Raw genomic sequence first — 17,973 nt, 5'->3', positions numbered from 1 at the left:
GCTCGACCCGATGACCGTCGGGGCGCTCGCCCTCGCCGTGGTCGCCGTCTCGTCGTCCGCACCACTGATCGCGTTCGCGGCCGCCCCCGCGCTGGCCGTCGCGTTCTGGCGGAACCTGCTCTCGGTCGCGCTGCTGGGCCCGTTCTCGGCGGTCCGGCGCCGCGCGGAGCTGCGCGCGCTCACCGTCGGTGCCGGACGGCGTGAAGGGCTGTACTGCGTGCTCTCCGGCGTCGCGCTCGCCGCGCACTTCGCCACCTGGATGCCGAGCGCCCAGCTCACCTCGGTGGCTGCGGCGACCGCCCTGGGCGCCACCCAGCCGGTGTGGCAGGGGCTGATCGCCCGCGGCCAGGGGCGACGGTTGCCGCCGGTGGTGTGGGCGGGCATCGGGGTCGCAGTCGCCGGCGCGGTGTTCGCCACCGGCGCAGACTTCGCCGTCTCCGGGCGAGCGTTCGCCGGTGACCTGCTCGCGGTGGCCGGCGGCATGTTCGCGGCGATCTACACCGCGTTCGGCGAACGGGCCCGGGTCAGCGTCAGCACCGCCACGTACACCACCGTCTGCTACGGCGTGTGCTCGCTGATCCTGCTGGTCGTCTGCCTGGCCGGCGGTGTACGGGTGACCGGTTTCGACGGCCGTACCTGGCTGGCCATCCTCGCCCTGGTGGCGGGGGCCCAGCTGTTGGGGCACTCGATGTTCAACTACGCGCTGCGGCGGGTCTCCGCCACCACGGTGAGTGTGCTGATCCTGCTGGAGGCGCCGGGCGCGGCCCTGATCGGCTGGGTCTGGCTCGGCCAGTTGCCCCGACCGCTCGCCCTGCCCGGTCTGGCGCTGCTGCTCGCCGGGGTGGTCGTGGTGGTGCTCGGCGCGTCCCGCCGCCCCGCCCCCGCCCTCGCCTCCGCCTCCGCCCTCGCCCCGCCGGACGCCACCCCCCACCCCACCCCCCGCTGACGACCCGGCGGGCGCACTTTCTCTGAAAGAGTTGCCATTCCGCCGCCGAAGCGGCCACTTTCCGTGAAAGTGCGGGGAAGGGGCGTACGGGAGGGCGGGTATGCGCGGGCGCGGGGACGGGGGTGGTGAAGGGCGCGAGGTTGGGCCGGGGACGGTGGTCACGCCCTCGGCCGAGTTCCCACCGCTGGACCAGGAGGAACTGGGGGCGCTACGCCGCATCGGCGAGCACTGGCGGGTCCCCCCGGACGGCGCCCCACCCGATCCGGAGCGGCTGCCGCTGGATCCGACGCTCGAACGGAGCCGGGCCGAGCCGGCACCCGGCCGCTTCGGTCGGCTCGCGCCGATCGCCATGTTCACGGCGGGGGAGCCGGGCGAACTGGTGGCGACCGAGCCGGCGAACATTCCCGGCACCCGCGCAGGTCGGGCGCTGTCCCGTTGCCGGCGGGCGATGTTCGGCCCGCCGCTGACCAGCGCGGCGGTGCTCTACGAGCGGATGCGCAAGCTGGTGGCGCTCCCGGTGCTCTCCTCCGACCTGCTCAGCTCGGTGGCGTACGGGCCGGAGGCGATGCTGACCGTGCTGGTGCTGGCCGGCGGCGGTGCGCTCGGTCTGTCGCTACCACTCACCGCTCTGCTGGCCGTGCTCATGGTCACGGTGGGCCTGTCCTACCGGCAGACCGTGGTCGCCTACCCGCACGGCGCCGGTTCCTACGTGGTGGCCCTGGACAACCTCGGCGTCCGGCCGGGGCTAGCCGCCGCAGCCGGCCTGATGGTCGACTACGTGCTGACCGTGGCGGTGTCGGTGGCGGCCGGGGTGCACGCGGTCACCTCGGCGCTGCCCAGCCTGGCCCGGTACACCGTGCCGCTCGGGCTGCTGACGATCCTCGTACTGCTCGCGGGAAACCTGCGCGGGGTGCGCGCCGCCGGTAACCTCTTCGTCTGGCCCACGTACGCCTTCATCGTCGCGCTGCTCGCGGTGCTCCTGGTCGGCTACGCGCGCGCCGGCGCGCGGGGTTTCGAACCGGTCCCGCCGCCGCCGGTGCCGGCCACCGAAGGGCTGGGGCTGCTGCTGGTGCTGCGCGCGTTCGCATCCGGGGCCGTGTCGATGACCGGCATCGAGGCCGTGTCGAACGCCGTCCCCGCGTTCCGCCGGCCCGAATGGCGCAACGCCCGTACGACGCTGAGCTGGATGATCGGGATGCTGGTCGTGCTCTTCGTCGGGCTGACCGTTCTGATCCACCTGACCGGGCTGGTGCCCACCCCGGAGAAGACCCTGCTGTCGCAACTCGCCCGAGCCACGTTCCCCACCGGCCCCTGGTACGCGCTGGTGCAGGCGGCCACCGCGCTGATCCTGCTGCTGGCTGCGAACACCGCGTTCAACGGGTTCCCCCGGCTGCTCTTCTTCATGGCTCGGGCCGGCCACGCGCCGCGCCGGTTCCTGCACATGGGGGACCGGTTGGCGTTCAGCAACGGCCTGATCGCGCTCGCGGTCACGGCGGGAGTGGTCTTCCTGGTGTTCCGCGGCCGTACCGAGGCGCTCATCCCGCTCTACGCGGTCGGGGTCTTCCTCGCCTTCACCCTGTCGCAGAGCGGCATGGTGGTGCACTGGCACCGGCGGCGCAACCGAGGCTGGCGCCGGCGCGCGGCGATCAACGCGCTCGGCGCGCTCCTCTCCGGTCTGGTGCTGGTGACCGCCGCCATCACCAAGTTCACCGAGGGCGCCTGGGTGGTGGTCGTCGCCGTGCCGTTGCTGGTGTTGCTCGCGCTCGCCATCCACCGGCACTACCGGCGGCTGCAACGGTCACTGGCGCTGCACCCGCCGCCGGACGGCCGGCGTCCCGGGCCGGCGCTCACCGCGGTGCCGCTGCCCGGCGCAGCCGAACCAGGGGCGCCGGCCGAGGCCCAGGAGCTTCCGCAGCAGGTACGTCACCTCGTGGTGGTGCCGGTCGCCCGCCTGAACCGGGCGTCGCTGCGGGCGCTGGCGTACGCGGCGTCGCTGCGCCAGCCGACCTTGGCCGTGCACATCGCCCCCGAGGACCCGGAGGCGGACCGGTTCCGTGAACAGTGGGAGGCCTGGGGCGACCATGTGCGGCTGGAGACGATCGTGTCGCCCTACCGGACGTCGATCGGGCCGCTCGCCCACTATCTGGAGGCGTTGCACGCCTCCCGCCCCGATGTCCTGCTCACCGTGGTGGTGCCGGAGGTGGTGGTGCGGGGACCGTGGCAGCGGCTGCTGCACAGCCGGGCCGAGCATCGCCTGCGCCGTGCCCTTCGAGCCCTGCCCGGCGTGGTGGTGACGAGCCTGCCGGTGCATCTGGCCGACTAGTCCACGCGACCCATCGGCCGGCCGGCCAGAGCATCATCCCGATGTAGATCAGGTCGAACACGCCGCACAGCACACCGATGGCGAGCAGGAACACACTGTGCCCGAGCACGCCGAAGGCGATGGTCGGAGCCAGCGTGCCGATCCACTTGGCGACCGCGATGAGCAGCGACTGACCCTCGGCGCCCCGCCGGGCCACGAACATGTGAATGAACAGAACCGACATGAGCAGGTTCTGCAGGAACGCGGCGTACGCGGGGCCGGTCCGCGTACCGAACTCGTGCATGAACAGCAGTTGCAGGAGGAGTGACGCGGCGATTACGAGAAGGGTCCAGCCGAAAAAGATCCAGCTCGGAACCGATCGTGGCCAATAGCGACGCCCGTACCGGAAATAGGTATAGAGAATGCCGATGTCCAGGGCTGCCCAGCACACGTCGATCACGCCCTGGAACCTGCCGTCGCCAGGGAGCGCGACGATGGCGTTCAGAACCTCCCAGCAGAGGTTCAGCCCGAGCGCGAACAGCGGCATGGCGTACGTGCGATCGCGTAGTCCGACCCGAACGGCATCGACATACACGATGCTCCAGGCGAGTCCGCTCAGCGCCAGAAGGAAAAGGAACATGAGGTGATTACCTTCGGCTCGCTTTCAGCTGCGACAGAGATTCGTCACAAGCCGATCACCTCGAAGCCGATCATTTTCTCGCGGTTGCCGTAATGGTGGCTCTCGTCTCTTCCGGCCGGTTCGTTGAACCGCGAGAACCGAACCTCGGACCTCGACGGCTCGGGTTGCCGCAGGGCGGGCGACGGGTCAGGCGTCGATGCCGACGGCCTTGGCGCTGGCCGTCCAGAGCCGCGCGGCGAGCTGCGGGTCGGCCGCCTTGCGCAGCGGACGGCGGAGCCGCCGGTTGTAGTAGTACCCGCCGTTGCGCAGTCGCGCCGGGTCGGAGTTGACCAGCCAGAGCAGCGTCTCCGCGCCCTTCTCCGGGCTGCGGAACGGCAGCAGGCGCATGCCGGCCGCGACCAACCGGCTCTCGTTGCCGAACCGGGTGCGCACCACCCCGGGGTGGAAGCAGTGCGAGTGGATCTCCGGCCAGCGCCGGGCAGCCTCGGCGGTGAAGAGGATGTTCGCCTGCTTGCTGGTGCCGTACGCCGTGAACGCCCGGTAGCGGCGCAGCGGAAGGTTGAGGTCGTTCGGGTCCAGCGCGCCGCTGCGGTGCGCCCCGGAGGCGGTGACCACCATCCGGCCGACCCGGTCGCGCAGCAGGTTGCTGAGCAGGAACGGCGCCAGGTGGTTGGCCTGAATGGAGAGTTCGAAGCCGTCGACCGTGGTGACCGGCTGGAGCACGATCGCGCCGGCGTTGTTGACCAGCACGTCGATCCGGTCGTACGCCGCGCGCAGCTTCTCGGCCAGCCGGCGTACGTCGTCGAGCACGGCGAAGTCGGCCCGGAACAGCTCCGGCGTCTCTCCGGACGCGTCGCGGACCCGGTCTCCGGCGGCCTGCAGGCGGGCCGGGTCGCGGCCGACGAGTACCACCTGGTCACCCCGGCGCGCCAGGTCGACCGCAGCCGCCAGGCCGATGCCCGAACTGGCGCCGGTCACCAACACCAGGCGCCGCCCAGTGAGATCTTCCACAGCTCGGTTCACCCCGGTCATGGCGCGACGTTACCGTGGCGTAGCCCCTTTGGGATCGTTGTGCCTCAGTCTTCGTCGGCTGGCGTCGGCGTTCCCGCCACGCCGGAAGGAGCCATCCATGGCCGCTGTCGGTCGCCCCCGCCGGTCCTGCCTGGCGGTACCGGGTTCCAGCGTCAAGATGCTCGGCAAGGCCCAAGGGCTCCCGGCCGATCAGGTCTTCCTCGACCTGGAGGACGCGGTCGCGCCGTTGGCGAAGCCGGACGCCCGCAAGAACATCGTGGCCGCGCTCAACGAGGGCGACTGGGCCGGCAAGACCCGGGTCGTACGGGTCAACGACCTCACCACCCCGTGGACCTACCGGGACGTCATCGACGTGGTCGAAGGCGCGGGCGCCAACCTGGACTGCGTCATGCTGCCGAAGGTGCAGAACGCGGGTCAGGTGCAGTGGTTGGACCTGACCCTCACCCAGTTGGAGAAGACGCTCGGCCTCGAGGTCGGCCGGATCGGCATCGAGGCGCAGATCGAGAACGCCGCCGGCCTGGTCAACGTGGACGAGATCGCCGCCGCGTCGCCGCGGGTGGAGACGATCATCTTCGGTCCGGCCGACTTCATGGCCTCGATCAACATGAGGTCGCTCGCGGTCGGCGCGCTCATCCCGGACTACCCCGGCGACCCCTACCACTACATCCTGATGCGGATCCTCATGGCCGCCCGGATGCACGACAAGCAGGCCATCGACGGGCCGTTCCTGCAGATCCGGGACCTGGACGGGTTCCGCGAGGTCGCCCGGCGTTCGGCCGCACTCGGCTTCGACGGCAAGTGGGTCCTGCACCCCGGCCAGATCGAGGCGGCGAACGAGGTCTACTCGCCGGCCCAGGCCGACTACGACCACGCCGAGTTGATCCTCGACGCCTACCAGCACTACACCTCCGAGGCGGGTGGCAGGCTCGGCGCGGTGATGCTCGGTGACGAGATGATCGACGAGGCGTCTCGCAAGATGGCCCTGGTCATCGCCGCCAAGGGGCGGGCCGCCGGGATGACCCGCACGTCCTCGTTCACCCCACCCCAGCAGTGACCGGCGGTCGTGCCGGCCGGGACGTCCCGACCGGCACGACCGCCGCGGTGGTCAGCTGTTCTGGTTCGCCGCGACGACGATCGCGATGATGATGCCGATCGTGGCGAGCACCGCGATGACCGTGGAGATCCAGCCCATGATGATGCCGGCGGTCGCCATGCCCTCGCCGCTCCCACCCCGCTCACGGATCTGGCGCTTGGCGATGTGGCCGAGGATGGCACCGACGACGCCGATGATGCCGCCGATGCCGTACCCGCAGAGGCCCATGATGCCGGTGATGCCGATGACCATCGCGGCGACCGCCATCCCGTTGGTCGGCGGCGCGGGCGGATAACCGTAGCCCGGGTAGGCGGGCGCCTGGCCGGGCTGGGCGTACGGGGCGACGGCGGGCGGCTGTTGCGCGGCGTACGGGTCGGCCGGCGCGTACGGCGACACGGCGGGTGGCTGCTGACCGCCGTACGGATTCGCCGGCGCGTACGGGTCGACCGGGCCTGGCTGGGTGGGTACCGGCGGGCCGCTCATCGGCAGCGTCGGATCGGCTGGCTGGCTCGGCTGCTGGCCCGATCCTGCCGGATCGTGCCAACCGGGCGGGGGAGGATAGGTCATGCGCTCTCTCCGTTGGCTGCGTGTGCCGCCAGGGTAGCCAGCACCGGGCAAAACCGATGCCCCCGGCACCCGGGTGCCTCGTTGCCCGTACCGCCCCGAACGGGCAGGATCCAGGCATGGCAATCGACGCGCGCGCCGCGGACCGCTCCGGCAGTCGACGAGACGGGACGCGAGCCGTCCGGGCTTCGCCCGGCGCAACCGCGCGACCGCACCGGCCAACGTGGCCGATCAGGATCTACCGGCCGCGTTGCCGGAGCCGGTGACGATGCGGCTCGACGGCCGGGTCGCGCTGGTGACCGGGGCGGGCAGCCCGGACGGCATCGGCTTCGCGACCGCCCGCCGTCTCGCCGACCTGGGCGCCCGGGTGGCCATCGTGTCCACCACCCGCCGGATCCACGAACGGGCGAGCGAACTGGGAGTCACCGGGTTCGTCGCCGACCTGACCGACGAGTCCGAGGTGGGGGCGCTGGCCGACGCGGTCGCCGAGCAGCTCGGCGACGTCGAGGTGCTGGTCAACAACGCCGGCCTGGCGAGCCGGGCCAGTCCCGAGGTGCTCCGGCCGGTCGCTCAGCTCACGTACGACGAGTGGCGCGGTGAGATCGACCGGAACCTCACCACGGCGTTCCTGTGCAGCCGGGCGTTCATCGGTGGGATGGCCGAGCGGGGCTGGGGACGCATCGTCAACCTGTCGGCCACCGCCGGACCGGTCAACGCGCTGCCCACCGAGGCGGCGTACGCCGCGGCCAAGGCGGGCGTGGTCGGGTTGACCCGGGCCCTCGCCATGGAGGCGATCGCCGACGGGGTGACCGTGAACGCGGTGGCCCCGGGCACCATCTACACGGCGGCGTCCACGATGGCCGAGATCAAGCAGGGGCTCGGCACGCCTGTCGGACGACCCGGCACACCGGACGAGGTGGCCGCCGCGATTGCCTTCCTCTGCTCGCCCGCCGCGTCGTACATCACCGGGCAGATGCTGGTGGTCGACGGAGGCAACAGCGTCCGCGAGGCCGAGTTCCGCTGAGCCCACGCTGTCGCCGGCGGGTGCTCAGTAGTTGTTGCCGTTGCCGCTGGCGAGGATCACCACGGCGAGCCAGCCGCAGCAGGCCAGCAGGCCCAGCCCGGTGAAGACGTAGCTGAGGATCAGTCCCCAGGTGGCGAGCTGTTCGCCTTCCTCGCGGCTGGTGCGCAGCTGTCGCTTGGCCAGATGGCCGAGGACGATGCCGGCCGGCGCGAAGACGAACGCGAAGACCAGCGACAGGATCGCCAGCACGTTGGTGCGGACCGGGCCGGAAGGAGACGGCCCGTACTGCCCGTACGGCGGCTGCGGGGCGTACGGCGGCTGCTGCCCCCACTGCGGGCCCGGCGGGTAGCCGCCCGGGTGACCGAACGGCGGTTGGTCGGGTGCGGGTGGCGCGGGTGACTCGTCGGCGGGCGGCAGGTACGGCGGGCGTTCCGGCGGCGGGCCGAACGGCGACGGCTCGTCCGACGGCGGCGCGTAGGGCGAGCGCTCCGGCGGCTGCCCGGCGGGCGGCTGGCCCTGCGGTGGCTCGTACGGCGAGGGTGGCTGCTCGGGACCGGACGGGTCGGACGGCGGCGGGTTCGTCACGGTCTCCTCCTCCTGCCGGCGCCGGGGCATGGGCCCTCTTGCCGGACGCTACCCGCAGCGGTGAACCTTTTCACAGCGGTTGTGTGGACTGGTCACCTTGGCCTCGTCGCGAGGGCGACCGATACTGACCGAGCGTTCAGTTACCCACGAGTAATGCTCCGATCCCCCGGAGGCTGAGATGGCTCGACTCGCCCAGACGCCCGGCCTGACCGATGTGCAGCGGTCGATCCTGGAGACCGTTCGGGAGTTCGCCGACAAGGAAATCATCCCCCACGCGCAGCGGCTCGAGCGCGCCGACGAGTACCCGACCGACATCATCGACGGGATGCGCGAGATGGGGCTCTTCGGTCTCACCATCGCCGAGGAGTACGGCGGGCTCGGCGAGTCGCTGCTGACGTACGCCCTCGTGGTCGAGGAGCTGTCCCGGGCCTGGATGTCGATCTCCGGCATCGTCAACACGCACTTCATCGTGGCGTACCTGATCTCCCAACACGGCTCGGCAGAGCAGCGGAGCCGGCTGCTGCCGAGGATGGCCACCGGCGACACGCGGGGCGCGTTCTCGATGTCCGAGCCGGAGTGCGGCTCCGACGTCGCCGCGATCAGGTCGAAGGCCGTCCGCGACGGCGACCGGTTCGTCATCGACGGCCAGAAGATGTGGCTGACAAACGGGGCGTACTCCTCGGTGGTGGCCACCCTGGTCAAGACCGACACCGGCGCCGACTCGGTCTACGGCAACATGAGCACCTTCCTGCTGGAGAAGGAGCCCGGCTTCGGCGAGACGGCGCCCGGCCTCACCATCCCCGGCCGGATCGAGAAGATGGGCTACAAGGGCGTCGAGACCACGGAGATGGTGCTCGACGGGGTGACCGTGCCCGCCTCGGCCGTGCTCGGCGGTGCGGAGAAGGTCGGCCGTGGCTTCTACCAGATGATGGACGGCATCGAGGTCGGCCGGGTGAACGTCGCCGCCCGCGCCTGTGGCATCTCGATCCGGGCCTTCGAACTGGCCGTCGCGTACGCCCAGCAGCGCCGCACCTTCGGCCAGCCGCTCGCCAAGCACCAGGCCGTCGCGTTCAAGCTCGCCGAGATGGGTACGAAGATCGAGGCCGCGCACGCCCTCATGGTCAACGCGGCCCGGCTCAAGGACGCCGGCCAGCGCAACGACGTCGAGGCCGGTATGGCCAAGCTGCTCGCCTCGGAATACTGCGCCGAGGTGGTCCAGGAGGCCTTCCGCATCCACGGCGGCTACGGCTACTCCAAGGAGTACGAGATCGAGCGGCTGATGCGGGAGGCGCCGTTCCTGCTGATCGGCGAGGGCACCTCGGAGATCCAGAAGACGATCATCTCCCGCGGCCTGCTCAAGGAGTACAAGCTCTGACGCCCGCCCACATCCCCACGTCGATCAAGAGGTTCGCGTCGCCGGCGGGGCCGGATCTGACGCGAATCTCTTGATCAACAGGTCGGGTCGGCTCAGCCGAGGCGGGTGAGGGCACCGACGGCGCGTTCCACCGCCAGGCAGCGGTTCTCGACGTACTCGATGCCGGCCTCCTCGGCGATCCGCCGCGCCTCGGGCGAGATGATGTCGAGCTGCAGCCACACGGCGGGGGCGCCGATCGCCACCGCCTGCCGGACCACCTCGACCGCATCCTCGGCGGGCCGGAACACGTTCACCAGGTCCACCGGGTGCGGGATGTCGGCGAGCGTGCGGTAGACCCGCTCTCCGAACAGTTCGTCGGCGATCGGGTTGACCGGGATGATCCGCCAGCCGTGCCGCTGCATCTGCAAGGGCACGCTGTGCGCGGACTTGAGCGGGTCGCGGGACGCGCCCACCACGGCGATCACGGCGGAGTCGGCGAGAATTTCCTGAGCGGTACGCACCGGCCGACTGTAGCCCGCGACCCGGCCTTCGCCCACGAGCGGTCAGAGCAGGGTGAGCTGCTCGGTGGCCGGCGGTGCCGGCGGTTGCGGATGGTTGCGGTTCTCGCCCTGCTCGCCCCGGTGCAGGCCGTGCCGGCGGGCGGCGATCCGCACCCGCGCGGTCAGCTCCCGTTGATAGGCCTGCGGCGTGTACGAGCCGGCACGGTATAGCTCGCGGTAGCGCGGCACCAGGTGCGGGAACTCGCGGGCCAGCCAGTGCGCGTACCACTCGCGAGCGCCGGTGCGCAGGTGCAGCGGTATGGGTGTCACGCTGGTCGCTCCGGCCGCCGCGATCGCCGCGACGGTGGCGTCGATCGACTCGTCGTCGTCGGTGAGGCCGGGCAGGATCGGCGCCATCAGTACGCCCACGGAGAAACCGGCGTCGGAGAGCGTCCGGACGGCGTCCAGCCTGCGGCGCGGGCTGGGGGTGCCCGGCTCGACGGCCCGCCAGAGCCGCTCGTCGACGAAGCCCACCGAGAAGGAGACGCCGACCCGGGTGACCTCGGCGGCCTGCCGGAGCAGCGGAAGGTCGCGCAGGATCAAGGTGCCCTTGGTGAGGATCGAGAATGGGTTGGCGAAGTCGCGCAGCGCCGTGATGATCTGCGGCATCAGCTGGTAGCGCCCCTCGGCCCGCTGGTAGCAGTCGACGTTCGTGCCCATCGCGATGTGGGCGCCCCGCCACCGCGGCGCCGCCAGCTCCCGCCGCAGCAGCTCACCCGCGTTGACCTTGACGATCACCTTCTGGTCGAAGTCCGCCCCGGCATCCAGGTCGAGGTAGGTGTGAGTATTCCTCGCAAAGCAGTAGACACACGCATGACTGCAGCCACGGTAGGGGTTGATCGTCCACTCGAACGGGACGTGCGAGTTGCCCGCCACACGATTGATGATCGACTTGGCCTGCACCTCGTAGAACGTCATGCCGGAGAAGCCCGGAGTGTCGAAGGTGCGGACGGTCGCGCCGGGCAGCGCCAGCGGCAGGGGTGGCGTCGCTGGCGCTGCCCGTTCGGGAGCCCCCTCGTCCGGGGGAGCGGCGAGGTTGTCCCAGCGCATGGCCACAATTCGAACACATGTACGAGCATGGCGCAAGCGTGTCCGTCGTGTCGCCGGCCACCTCGTCGACGCCGCCACGGCCTCCGGGTGCAGGATGGAGGCATGGAGAGGTCGACGTTCGTCTACGACGGCGATTGCGCGTTCTGCACCCGCTGCGCCGAGTTCATCGAGCGGCACATCCCCACCTCGTCGCGGGTGATGCCGTGGCAGTTCGCCGACCTGACCGCGCTGGGGTTGACCGAGGCGGAGTGCGATCAGGCCGTGCAGTGGGTCGGCGCTGACGGCGTACGCGCCGCCGGGCCGGACGCCATCGCCCGGCTGCTCGGCGACAGCAGTCTGCTCTGGCGGGTCGCGGGAGCGGCCCTGCGCTTCCCGCCGGTACGCGCGGCGGCCTGGCCCGCGTACCGCTGGGTGGCGCGCAACCGCGACCGGATGCCCGGCGGGACCGCCGCATGCGCCGTGCCGGCCGCGCAGCGGGACTGACCACGCCGGCGGCCAGGGGTGCCGTCAGCCGGGAAGGCCGGTGCAGGCTGTGTCGTCGATGGTGCAGGCGGTCGGGGCCGCGCTGACGAGCGCGCCGGCAACCCGGAACGTCACCTGCACGGAGCCTCGTCCGGGCACCTGCCCGCCGCCGTCCGGCGCGAAGGTCCAGGTGGCGCCGTCATGGGTGACGCGGGCCCCGGTGACCGCCGTGACCTTGAGGGACTCCCGGGGCAGCGTGACCACCAGGGTCCAGTCCGGTGCGGGCACCGTCCCCGGGTTGCTGATGTCGATCGTGGCTCGGTAGCTGAGCAGCGCGCTCTCGTCGATCGCGAACTCGGCGCGCAACGGTGCCGGAGCCGGGGCGGACGTGGTCACGGCGGCACTGGACGGCGTCGCGGTGGAGGGGCTCGCCGTCCCGGCGGGGCGGCTCGGCGTGGGGGCGACGGATGTCGCGGGGCGGGCCTCCGCGCCGGGGGTGCCGGGCTCGGGTGCGGCCGCCGGCCCGGGAGCGGCCGGCGGGTCCAGGGCCACCGGTGCCAACCGCTCCGGCGTGCGGAGCACCAGGACGACCGGGATCGCCGTGGCGACGAGCACCGTCAGCGAGGCGAGGACGGCGATCCGAGCGGCACGTGATCCCGTGCTCCGGTCGATGACCGTACGCCGGGCCGACGCGGCGAGGGCCACGATCCGGTCGAGCACGATGATCGCCACGGTCCGCCGTGGCTGCGGCGGTGATGCCGGCACTGCCCACTTCCCCCTTCAGATGGTCCGACGCGGCGTCGCGGCGGGGCCGCCACGATGGTTCGTCGGCTCAGAGCGCGCGGAGTCCGGCGAGCAGTTCCCTGAGCAGTTCCTCGGAGGGCAGCTCGGCGAGCGTCGGCGGTTCGTGTGTCTCGATCAGCCCGGCCGCGAGCAGGTCACCGAGGAGTACCCGGACGGTGCCGACCGGCAGGTCGAGTTCGGCGCCGAGTTCCGCCACCGACAGCGGTCGATGACACATCTCGACGATCGCCGACTGCTCGGGGAAGAGCCGTCCGGCCGCGGGAACCGGGCCTCGGGCGACGACCAGGGTGATCAGGTCGAACCGGCCCCGGTCGGGGGCAGCTCGGCCCCCGGTCATGGTGTACGGCCGGACCACCGGCCCGGCGTCGTCGTCGTACCACGCCTCGTCAGCGACTCCGGTCGGCTGCACTTATCTCCCCGGTCGTCACGGTGGAGGCCGGCGCGAGATACACCGGTAGGTGCCGCTCGGCCTGCCCCACGAAGAGCGCCACCTCGTACGCCATGTCGCCGACCTCGGCGTCGGCTCCGATGCGGACGGTGAGGATGGCACCGTTGCGGGTGGTGGCGACGAAGAGGAACGCCCGTGCCATCTGCACGACGATCTGCCGCAGTGTGCCGCCGACGCAGACCCGGGTGGCGGCCGAGCCGAGCGCCTCCAGGCCGGCGACCAGGCTGGACAGCTGATCCGCCAGTTCGTCGTGGACGCCCCGGCTGGCGCCGAGCAGCAGCCCGTCGGGTGAGAGCACCACCGCGAACTCGGCGCCGTGCACCCGGTCGACCAGATCGTTCAGGGCCTCGGTCAGGCCGTCGGCGGTGACCACTGAATGCGTCATGAGCGTCCTCTCGCTGCTCTGGGTGCCGGTATCTCAACCGTGTCGGTGCCGGCCCTGCCCGGCCCGGGCTGACCGGACCCGGAATAGCGGGTCCGGACCGGCAGGTCGCCGGTGGAGCCGGGACCGGCCGATGGCCGCGCCGACGGACCGGACCGGGGGCCACCCGGCCCGGGCGCTGCGGCGTCCGGCCCCGTCGGCGTGACCAGGGCGGACGGGAGCAGCACGATCGCCGCCGTTCCGCCGCGAGGACCGGGTTGCAGCGAGACCCGGGCACCGCAACGGGCAGCGAGTAGTGCAGCAGCGTACAGGCCGGTGCGGCCGGACGGTGGACCCGCCATCGGTGGATCGGCCAGCGTGCGGTTGGCTGCGGCGAGGGCGGCCGGAGCGAGGCCCGGTCCGTCGTCGGTCACGACGATGGCGCAGCCGCCCGGCCGGTGCTCGCCGGCCATCCGGACCGTGGTCTCCGTCGGGGAGAACACCAGGGCGTTCTCGACGAGTTCGGCGAGCAGGTGGATGACGTCGGTGACCGCGGGTCCGGCGAGGTGCCACGGCCAGTGTGGAGCGACGAGGACCCGCTGGTAGTCGGGGACCTCGGCGACGGCGCCACGGGCCACGTCGAGCAGCGGTACCGGTCGGCGCCAGCGTCGGGACGGTCTGGCTCCGGCGAGGGTGACCAGCTTTTCGACGTTGCGCCGCAGCCGGGTGGCGAGGTGATCGAGCTGGAACAGCTCGGCGGCCTCCTCCGCGTCGTGTTCGCGCCGCTCCATCAGGTCGAGCAGGTTGAGCTGTTCGCGCAGCAGCACCTGGTTGCGCTGGGTGAGGCGGAGGAACAGTTCCCGGGTGGCCGCCGCGACGGTGCGCTCGTCCCACCGCCCGGGCACGGGGCCGCCGCCTGCGCGGCCCGGGCCGGCGGTATTCACGGTGCCGCTGTCGCGCTCGCCCCACCCGGTGGCCGGGGGACCTCCGGTCGTGTGACCGTTCCGAACGCCGGTGACGGGGCGGCCGGGCGCATGGTCGTTCCGGTGGTCGAGCGCCGCGTGCCTGGCCAACCCGCCGTCCCCGCTGTCGGCTGCTCCGGGACGGCCGCCGACGGGAGGCCGGCGCACCTCCCCGGCCGGCGCGGCGGGTCGGGTGTGGCGGGTGCGGTCGGGCGCGGCCGAGATCCGGCGGAGGGCGCGGGCCCCGGCGAGCAGCAGGGCGACCAGCGCGACCAGGCCGAGGCCCAGCACGGCGCCGGTACGCACGACCAGCAGGGCCGCGCCGGGCGTGGCACGTTCCGCGCTCTGCCGGGCCGTGGACCTGACCAGGTCGTGCAGTTCGGCCAGGGCGGGCGCGGAGGCGGCCTGCCACTCCTCGGCGCTGGGCTCGGGGCGGGAGTCGACCGGGCGCAGCAGCCGATCCTCCAGCGAACGGAGTGCCGCGAACCGGGGGCCCTGCACCAGGGTCAGGTAGGCGTCCTGATCGTTGCCGGGCAGCCCGACGACGGCCTCGGTGCCCGCGTACCGCCGGATCTCGATCAGCTCGGCGAGGCGGCGTCGGTCGTCGGCGCTGGTCCGGCCGGCCGTCAGCGCGGCGGTGAGCAGGGTGTCCTCCCGGGCGAGCAGTTCCCGCGTACGGGCGAGTGCCACGATCGAGCGGGTCTCGGCGGCCAGCCGGTTCTCGCGGGTACCCCACTCCGGGCCGTACACGGCGAACGCGACGTCGATGAGCTGGTCGTAGCCGGTGACGGCCTCGGATCGGCCGGCGTCCGCTTCGGCGCGCAGGTCGGCCAGCCCGTCGAGCCGGCGTAGCAGCGTGTCGGCGCGGTCGTGTACCGCCCCGGCGGTGAGCAGCCGCAGGTCGGTGCCACCGGCGGCGTCGCGTAGGGCGGTCAGGCTGCGGTCGGTGCCGGTGCGTGCGCCGGTGAGGGCGGACGGCGCCTGCGGACCACCGGCGATCGTGGCGGCGGTGAGGCGCCGTTCGGTCTGCAGGTCGCGGATCAGCAGGTCGGTGGGCTGACCGAGGGTCTCCGCCAGGGCCCGGACGCGGAGCAGGTCGGCGGCGTCCGCCCCGGTCAGGTACGCGGCGTACGACCAGAGCATGAGCAGCGCCACCGCCGTGGCGGTGAAGAGGCACCGGATCGGTCGTCCGGCCGTCGTCGCGGGTCCGCTCATCGGGTCGGCCCTCCGGGCCAGGGCTGCCCGGCCGCCGTGTCGGGCCGTTGGGCCACGATGGTGCGTAGCAGCGCCAGCAGTTCCGCACGGTTGGCGCAGTCGAGGCGGGACCGCATCCGGGCCACGTGGTGTTCCACGGTCTTCGCCGAGATGAAGAGCCGGTCGCCGATCTCCCGATAGGTGAGCCCGGCCAGCACCAGTTCGGCCACCTCCCACTCGCGGTCGCTGAGCCGGTGCGCGGCCGGCGTGGTCAGCGCGTCGGCGACCTGCCCGTCACTGCCGGCCACCGGTGGTCGACCTGGCCGGGACCCCGCGGATCGGCCTTGGAGCGTCCGGGCGCAGTCGAGGAGGGTGGTCATGGCTCGGCGGTCCGAGGTGCGGATGGCGGCCTGCCCGGCGAGCCGGGCCCCGTCCCAGCAGAGCCCGGCTTCGTGCAGGCCGCGGGCCGCGGCCTCCACCGGGACCGGGTCGACCACGCCACGCAGCACGTCGACCCAGCTGGCGGCGGCCGCGGCGACCACCGTGGCGTACCGGCTGTGCGGCGCGGCGGCCAGCAGCGCGGCCACGTGCTCGTCGGCGGCGCCCGGCTCGTCGGAGAGGATCGCCGCGTGCAGGCCGCTCCAGTGCAGCGGTGTGCTCCACAGTGGTGGGTCTCCGAGCCGGGCCAGCAGCGTGCGGGCCCGGTGCAGATGCGGTGCGAGCCGGTCCAGGTCGCCGAGGCGGGCGCCCGCGATGGCCAGCTCGCCGAGGGGAAGGAGCGTGAACAGGTCCACCGGATGGCGTACGACGGCCTCCAGGGCGTGCCCCCAGCCGCGCTGGAGCGCGCCGAGGTCGCTGTTGCGTCGTGCGATGCCCAGCTCCAAGGCGGTGGCGAAGAGCAGGTCCCGCGACTCGAGCGGCCGGCCCTGCCCGGTGACCGCGCCGAGCCGGGCGGCGGCGTCGGCCGTACGGCCCCGGACCATCAGGATCCACGCCCGGAGCAGCCGGTGGCGGCGTGCCATCAGCGGGCCGCCGATGCCGCTGGCCACCGCCCGGTCGAGCACCCGCTCCGCGATGTCCAGCTCACCGGCGTGCACGGCGGTGAGCGCGGCGAGGGCGGCGGGGCTGTCGGGCAGGAGCACCGCTCGGCCGTCCGGCTCCAGCAGCGCCGTCGCCTGGACGAGGGTGGACAGGGCCGCCGTCGGCGTCCCGCCGAGACTGTCCCGTACCCCCTCGGCCATCAGCCGGGCTGCGCTGGCGTGCAGGGTCGGGGGCCCGCCACGGTCGTCTGCCTGGGCGCCGGCCGCGGCCGCCGGGTCGCCGGCGGCCAGCGCGCCGACGGCGGCGAACGCCGCCGCCGGGGCCGCTCCCGACCAGCGGTACAGCTCGACGCTGCGGCCGACCTGGCCGCGATGGGCGAGCGCCGTCGCGGCGACCAGTGCTGCCTCGGCGCGCTCGCTGGGCGTCGCCGAGGCGAGCAGCCGGTCGGCGAGGCGGAGTGCGACGTCGAGGTCGCCGGCGAGGGTCGCGGCGACCGCCTGCCGGACGGCCGCCGGACGTCCGGCGGCCGACGCCGCCGCGAACAGTTCCGCCGCGAGGGCCGGCTCGGTGGCGAGCGCCTCCTCGGCGGCGGCCTCCAGCGTCCCTCCCGGGCAGTCTCCGGCCACCCCCGCCCCGAGCAGCGCACGGACCAGCGGCAGCACCGAACCGCCGCGGGCGAGCTGGACCTCGCTGAGCCGACGCCAGACCGCCGTGCGCTCGGCGGCCGGGCTGAGTGCGGTCACCGCCCGGCGTACCAGCGGCGCGAGCCGGCCGTCCGCGCCGAGCAGGCCGGCGGCGCGGGTCGCGGCGACGAGGGCGTCCACCTCGGCCGGCTCGCGGCCGAGTAACGCGCCGAGCAGGTCGACCGGCAGCGGTACGCCCGCGGCGACGGCCACCAGCAGCCGACGGACGTCGGGGGAGAGGTCGTCGAGGTCCGGGCCGAACTCGAGGACGGCCTGCCGGGGCGGCTCGGCTGGGACGCCGGGCCGCAGGTCCTGCCCGCGCAGCGCCCGGGCCAGCCGCTCGACGTCGCGGGGCACTCCGGCGGTCTGGCCGTGGACGAATTCGATCAGGTCGGGCCGCCGGCCGAGCTCGGGCGCGGTGGCGAGGTACGCGGCGGTCTGTTCGCGAGCGAACGGGGTGAGCAGGATGAGCTGTCCGTCCCGTCGTACGGCGTCGGCCAGCTCGACCAGCGGGGCGGACCGTGGCCACGGCCGGTAGGCCACGACGAGCCGGTGCCGCCGACCGGCCACCAGTTCGCGCAGTGCCCGGAGCCGGGTGTCGTCGAGCAGGTGCGCGTCGTCGACCAGCAGGACGGCGTCCGGGTCGGCCGCGCCGGCTCGCTCCGGGGCGGCCTCGTCAACGGTGACGCCGGCGCGCCGGTGGATCCCGGCGAGCTCGGCGAGGTACGCGCTGCGGCCGTGCCCGTCCGGGGCGGTCACCGCGAGCAGTAGCGGTGCCGCCGGATCGGCGGCGACGCGGTCGAGCAGGTTTTGCGGCGCGCGGTCGAGTATCAGCCGGTTCCCGGCGAGGGCACTCGTGGTCATCGTG

The 17,973-nt window shown here is 73.0% G+C and carries 16 protein-coding genes and 1 pseudogene; 6 read left to right on the top strand and 11 right to left on the bottom strand.

The genetic code is table 11. The annotated features are described in order from the left end of the window. Positions 1 to 10: 10 nt before the first annotated feature. Together BXA10_RS13270 and BXA10_RS13265 are read left to right on the top strand one after the other, a co-directional pair. Entirely contained in the window at positions 11 to 946 is a 936-nt protein-coding gene (locus tag BXA10_RS13270; protein ID WP_076470834.1) for a DMT family transporter, read from the top strand. A gap of 154 nt (positions 947 to 1,100) precedes the next feature. Next, on the top strand, positions 1,101 to 3,269 hold the full coding sequence (locus BXA10_RS13265; RefSeq protein WP_245828234.1) for an APC family permease: 2,169 nt from the start codon (positions 1,101 to 1,103) through the stop codon (positions 3,267 to 3,269). Positions 3,270 to 3,393: 124 nt separating this feature from the next. Here BXA10_RS13265 and BXA10_RS32810 read toward each other — a convergent pair. Continuing rightward, positions 3,394 to 3,888: pseudogene (locus tag BXA10_RS32810) on the bottom strand (transmembrane-type terpene cyclase); the annotation flags it as partial. A gap of 186 nt (positions 3,889 to 4,074) precedes the next feature. Beyond that, a complete protein-coding gene (locus BXA10_RS13260) occupies positions 4,075 to 4,899 on the bottom strand; it encodes an SDR family NAD(P)-dependent oxidoreductase (protein ID WP_076470833.1) in 825 nt (274 codons plus the stop codon). Positions 4,900 to 5,017: 118 nt separating this feature from the next. Here BXA10_RS13260 and BXA10_RS13255 point away from each other — a divergent pair, with 118 nt between their 5' ends. Then, the gene (locus tag BXA10_RS13255; RefSeq protein WP_076470637.1) at positions 5,018 to 5,974 is read left to right on the top strand and encodes an HpcH/HpaI aldolase/citrate lyase family protein; all 957 of its coding nucleotides are present in this window, start codon (positions 5,018 to 5,020) and stop codon (positions 5,972 to 5,974) included. A gap of 51 nt (positions 5,975 to 6,025) precedes the next feature. Here BXA10_RS13255 and BXA10_RS13250 read toward each other — a convergent pair whose 3' ends face one another. Continuing rightward, the gene (locus BXA10_RS13250; protein ID WP_076470636.1) at positions 6,026 to 6,580 is read right to left on the bottom strand and encodes a DUF4190 domain-containing protein; all 555 of its coding nucleotides are present in this window, start codon (positions 6,578 to 6,580) and stop codon (positions 6,026 to 6,028) included. 220 nt (positions 6,581 to 6,800) lie between these two features. Between BXA10_RS13250 and BXA10_RS13245 the strand changes: the two genes are divergently transcribed. After that, entirely contained in the window at positions 6,801 to 7,601 is an 801-nt protein-coding gene (locus tag BXA10_RS13245) for an SDR family NAD(P)-dependent oxidoreductase (RefSeq protein WP_076470635.1), read from the top strand. Between the two features lie 24 nt (positions 7,602 to 7,625). Here BXA10_RS13245 and BXA10_RS13240 read toward each other — a convergent pair whose 3' ends face one another. Then, complete coding sequence (locus BXA10_RS13240) at positions 7,626 to 8,186, bottom strand: DUF4190 domain-containing protein (RefSeq protein WP_245828232.1); 561 nt, start codon at positions 8,184 to 8,186, stop codon at positions 7,626 to 7,628. 178 nt (positions 8,187 to 8,364) lie between these two features. On the opposite strand from BXA10_RS13240, the gene BXA10_RS13235 reads away from it, so the two are divergent. Beyond that, entirely contained in the window at positions 8,365 to 9,561 is a 1,197-nt protein-coding gene (locus tag BXA10_RS13235) for an acyl-CoA dehydrogenase family protein (RefSeq protein WP_076470634.1), read from the top strand. 92 nt (positions 9,562 to 9,653) lie between these two features. On the opposite strand, the gene BXA10_RS13230 is transcribed toward BXA10_RS13235, so the two are convergent. Continuing rightward, complete coding sequence (locus BXA10_RS13230; protein WP_076470831.1) at positions 9,654 to 10,061, bottom strand: CoA-binding protein; 408 nt, start codon at positions 10,059 to 10,061, stop codon at positions 9,654 to 9,656. 42 nt (positions 10,062 to 10,103) lie between these two features. After that, positions 10,104 to 11,150, bottom strand: coding sequence for an Rv2578c family radical SAM protein (locus BXA10_RS13225; RefSeq protein ID WP_076470633.1), 1,047 nt, complete (start codon positions 11,148 to 11,150; stop codon positions 10,104 to 10,106). A gap of 102 nt (positions 11,151 to 11,252) precedes the next feature. Here BXA10_RS13225 and BXA10_RS13220 point away from each other — a divergent pair, with 102 nt between their 5' ends. Continuing rightward, on the top strand, positions 11,253 to 11,633 hold the full coding sequence (locus BXA10_RS13220; protein ID WP_076470632.1) for a thiol-disulfide oxidoreductase DCC family protein: 381 nt from the start codon (positions 11,253 to 11,255) through the stop codon (positions 11,631 to 11,633). A gap of 24 nt (positions 11,634 to 11,657) precedes the next feature. Here the strand turns inward: BXA10_RS13220 and BXA10_RS13215 are convergent, their stop codons facing one another. From BXA10_RS13215 to BXA10_RS13195, 5 genes are all read right to left on the bottom strand, one after another. Further along, positions 11,658 to 12,377, bottom strand: a complete 720-nt coding sequence (locus BXA10_RS13215) for a cellulose binding domain-containing protein (RefSeq protein ID WP_139337986.1) — start codon at positions 12,375 to 12,377, stop codon at positions 11,658 to 11,660. 67 nt (positions 12,378 to 12,444) lie between these two features. Further along, the gene (locus BXA10_RS13210; RefSeq protein WP_076470630.1) at positions 12,445 to 12,825 is read right to left on the bottom strand and encodes a DUF742 domain-containing protein; all 381 of its coding nucleotides are present in this window, start codon (positions 12,823 to 12,825) and stop codon (positions 12,445 to 12,447) included. Further along, the gene (locus BXA10_RS13205; RefSeq protein ID WP_076470629.1) at positions 12,803 to 13,249 is read right to left on the bottom strand and encodes a roadblock/LC7 domain-containing protein; all 447 of its coding nucleotides are present in this window, start codon (positions 13,247 to 13,249) and stop codon (positions 12,803 to 12,805) included. Before BXA10_RS13205 ends, BXA10_RS13210 begins: the two co-directional genes overlap by 23 nt. Next, positions 13,246 to 15,402 carry a nitrate- and nitrite sensing domain-containing protein gene (locus tag BXA10_RS13200; RefSeq protein WP_076470628.1) on the bottom strand — a complete coding sequence of 719 codons (2,157 nt, stop codon included), beginning with the start codon at positions 15,400 to 15,402 and terminating at the stop codon, positions 13,246 to 13,248. The genes BXA10_RS13205 and BXA10_RS13200 overlap by 4 nt, the downstream gene beginning before the upstream one ends. Then, positions 15,399 to 17,969: a helix-turn-helix transcriptional regulator gene (locus BXA10_RS13195; RefSeq protein WP_076470627.1), complete on the bottom strand. Its 2,571-nt coding sequence runs from the start codon at positions 17,967 to 17,969 to the stop codon at positions 15,399 to 15,401. The genes BXA10_RS13200 and BXA10_RS13195 overlap by 4 nt, the downstream gene beginning before the upstream one ends. Positions 17,970 to 17,973 lie beyond the last annotated feature (4 nt).

It is taken from the genome of Micromonospora avicenniae (assembly GCF_900156065.1).
GTDB classification, from domain to species: Bacteria; Actinomycetota; Actinomycetes; order Mycobacteriales; family Micromonosporaceae; genus Micromonospora; species Micromonospora avicenniae.
Note: the sequence above shows the minus strand (reverse complement) of the source record. Positions and strands in the feature narration are given on the sequence as shown.

What these genes read in the sequence shown, in the direction of transcription:
- BXA10_RS13270 (WP_076470834.1), top strand. Translation starts at nt 11, where the DNA reads ATGACCGTCGGGGCGCTCGCCCTCGCCGTGGTCGCCGTCTCGTCGTCC.
- BXA10_RS13255 (WP_076470637.1), top strand. Translation starts at nt 5,018, where the DNA reads ATGGCCGCTGTCGGTCGCCCCCGCCGGTCCTGCCTGGCGGTACCGGGT.
- BXA10_RS13250 (WP_076470636.1), bottom strand. Translation starts at nt 6,580, where the DNA reads ATGACCTATCCTCCCCCGCCCGGTTGGCACGATCCGGCAGGATCGGGC.
- BXA10_RS13235 (WP_076470634.1), top strand. Translation starts at nt 8,365, where the DNA reads ATGGCTCGACTCGCCCAGACGCCCGGCCTGACCGATGTGCAGCGGTCG.
- BXA10_RS13225 (WP_076470633.1), bottom strand. Translation starts at nt 11,150, where the DNA reads ATGCGCTGGGACAACCTCGCCGCTCCCCCGGACGAGGGGGCTCCCGAA.
- BXA10_RS13220 (WP_076470632.1), top strand. Translation starts at nt 11,253, where the DNA reads ATGGAGAGGTCGACGTTCGTCTACGACGGCGATTGCGCGTTCTGCACC.
- BXA10_RS13205 (WP_076470629.1), bottom strand. Translation starts at nt 13,249, where the DNA reads ATGACGCATTCAGTGGTCACCGCCGACGGCCTGACCGAGGCCCTGAAC.
- BXA10_RS13200 (WP_076470628.1), bottom strand. Translation starts at nt 15,402, where the DNA reads ATGAGCGGACCCGCGACGACGGCCGGACGACCGATCCGGTGCCTCTTC.
- BXA10_RS13195 (WP_076470627.1), bottom strand. Translation starts at nt 17,969, where the DNA reads ATGACCACGAGTGCCCTCGCCGGGAACCGGCTGATACTCGACCGCGCG.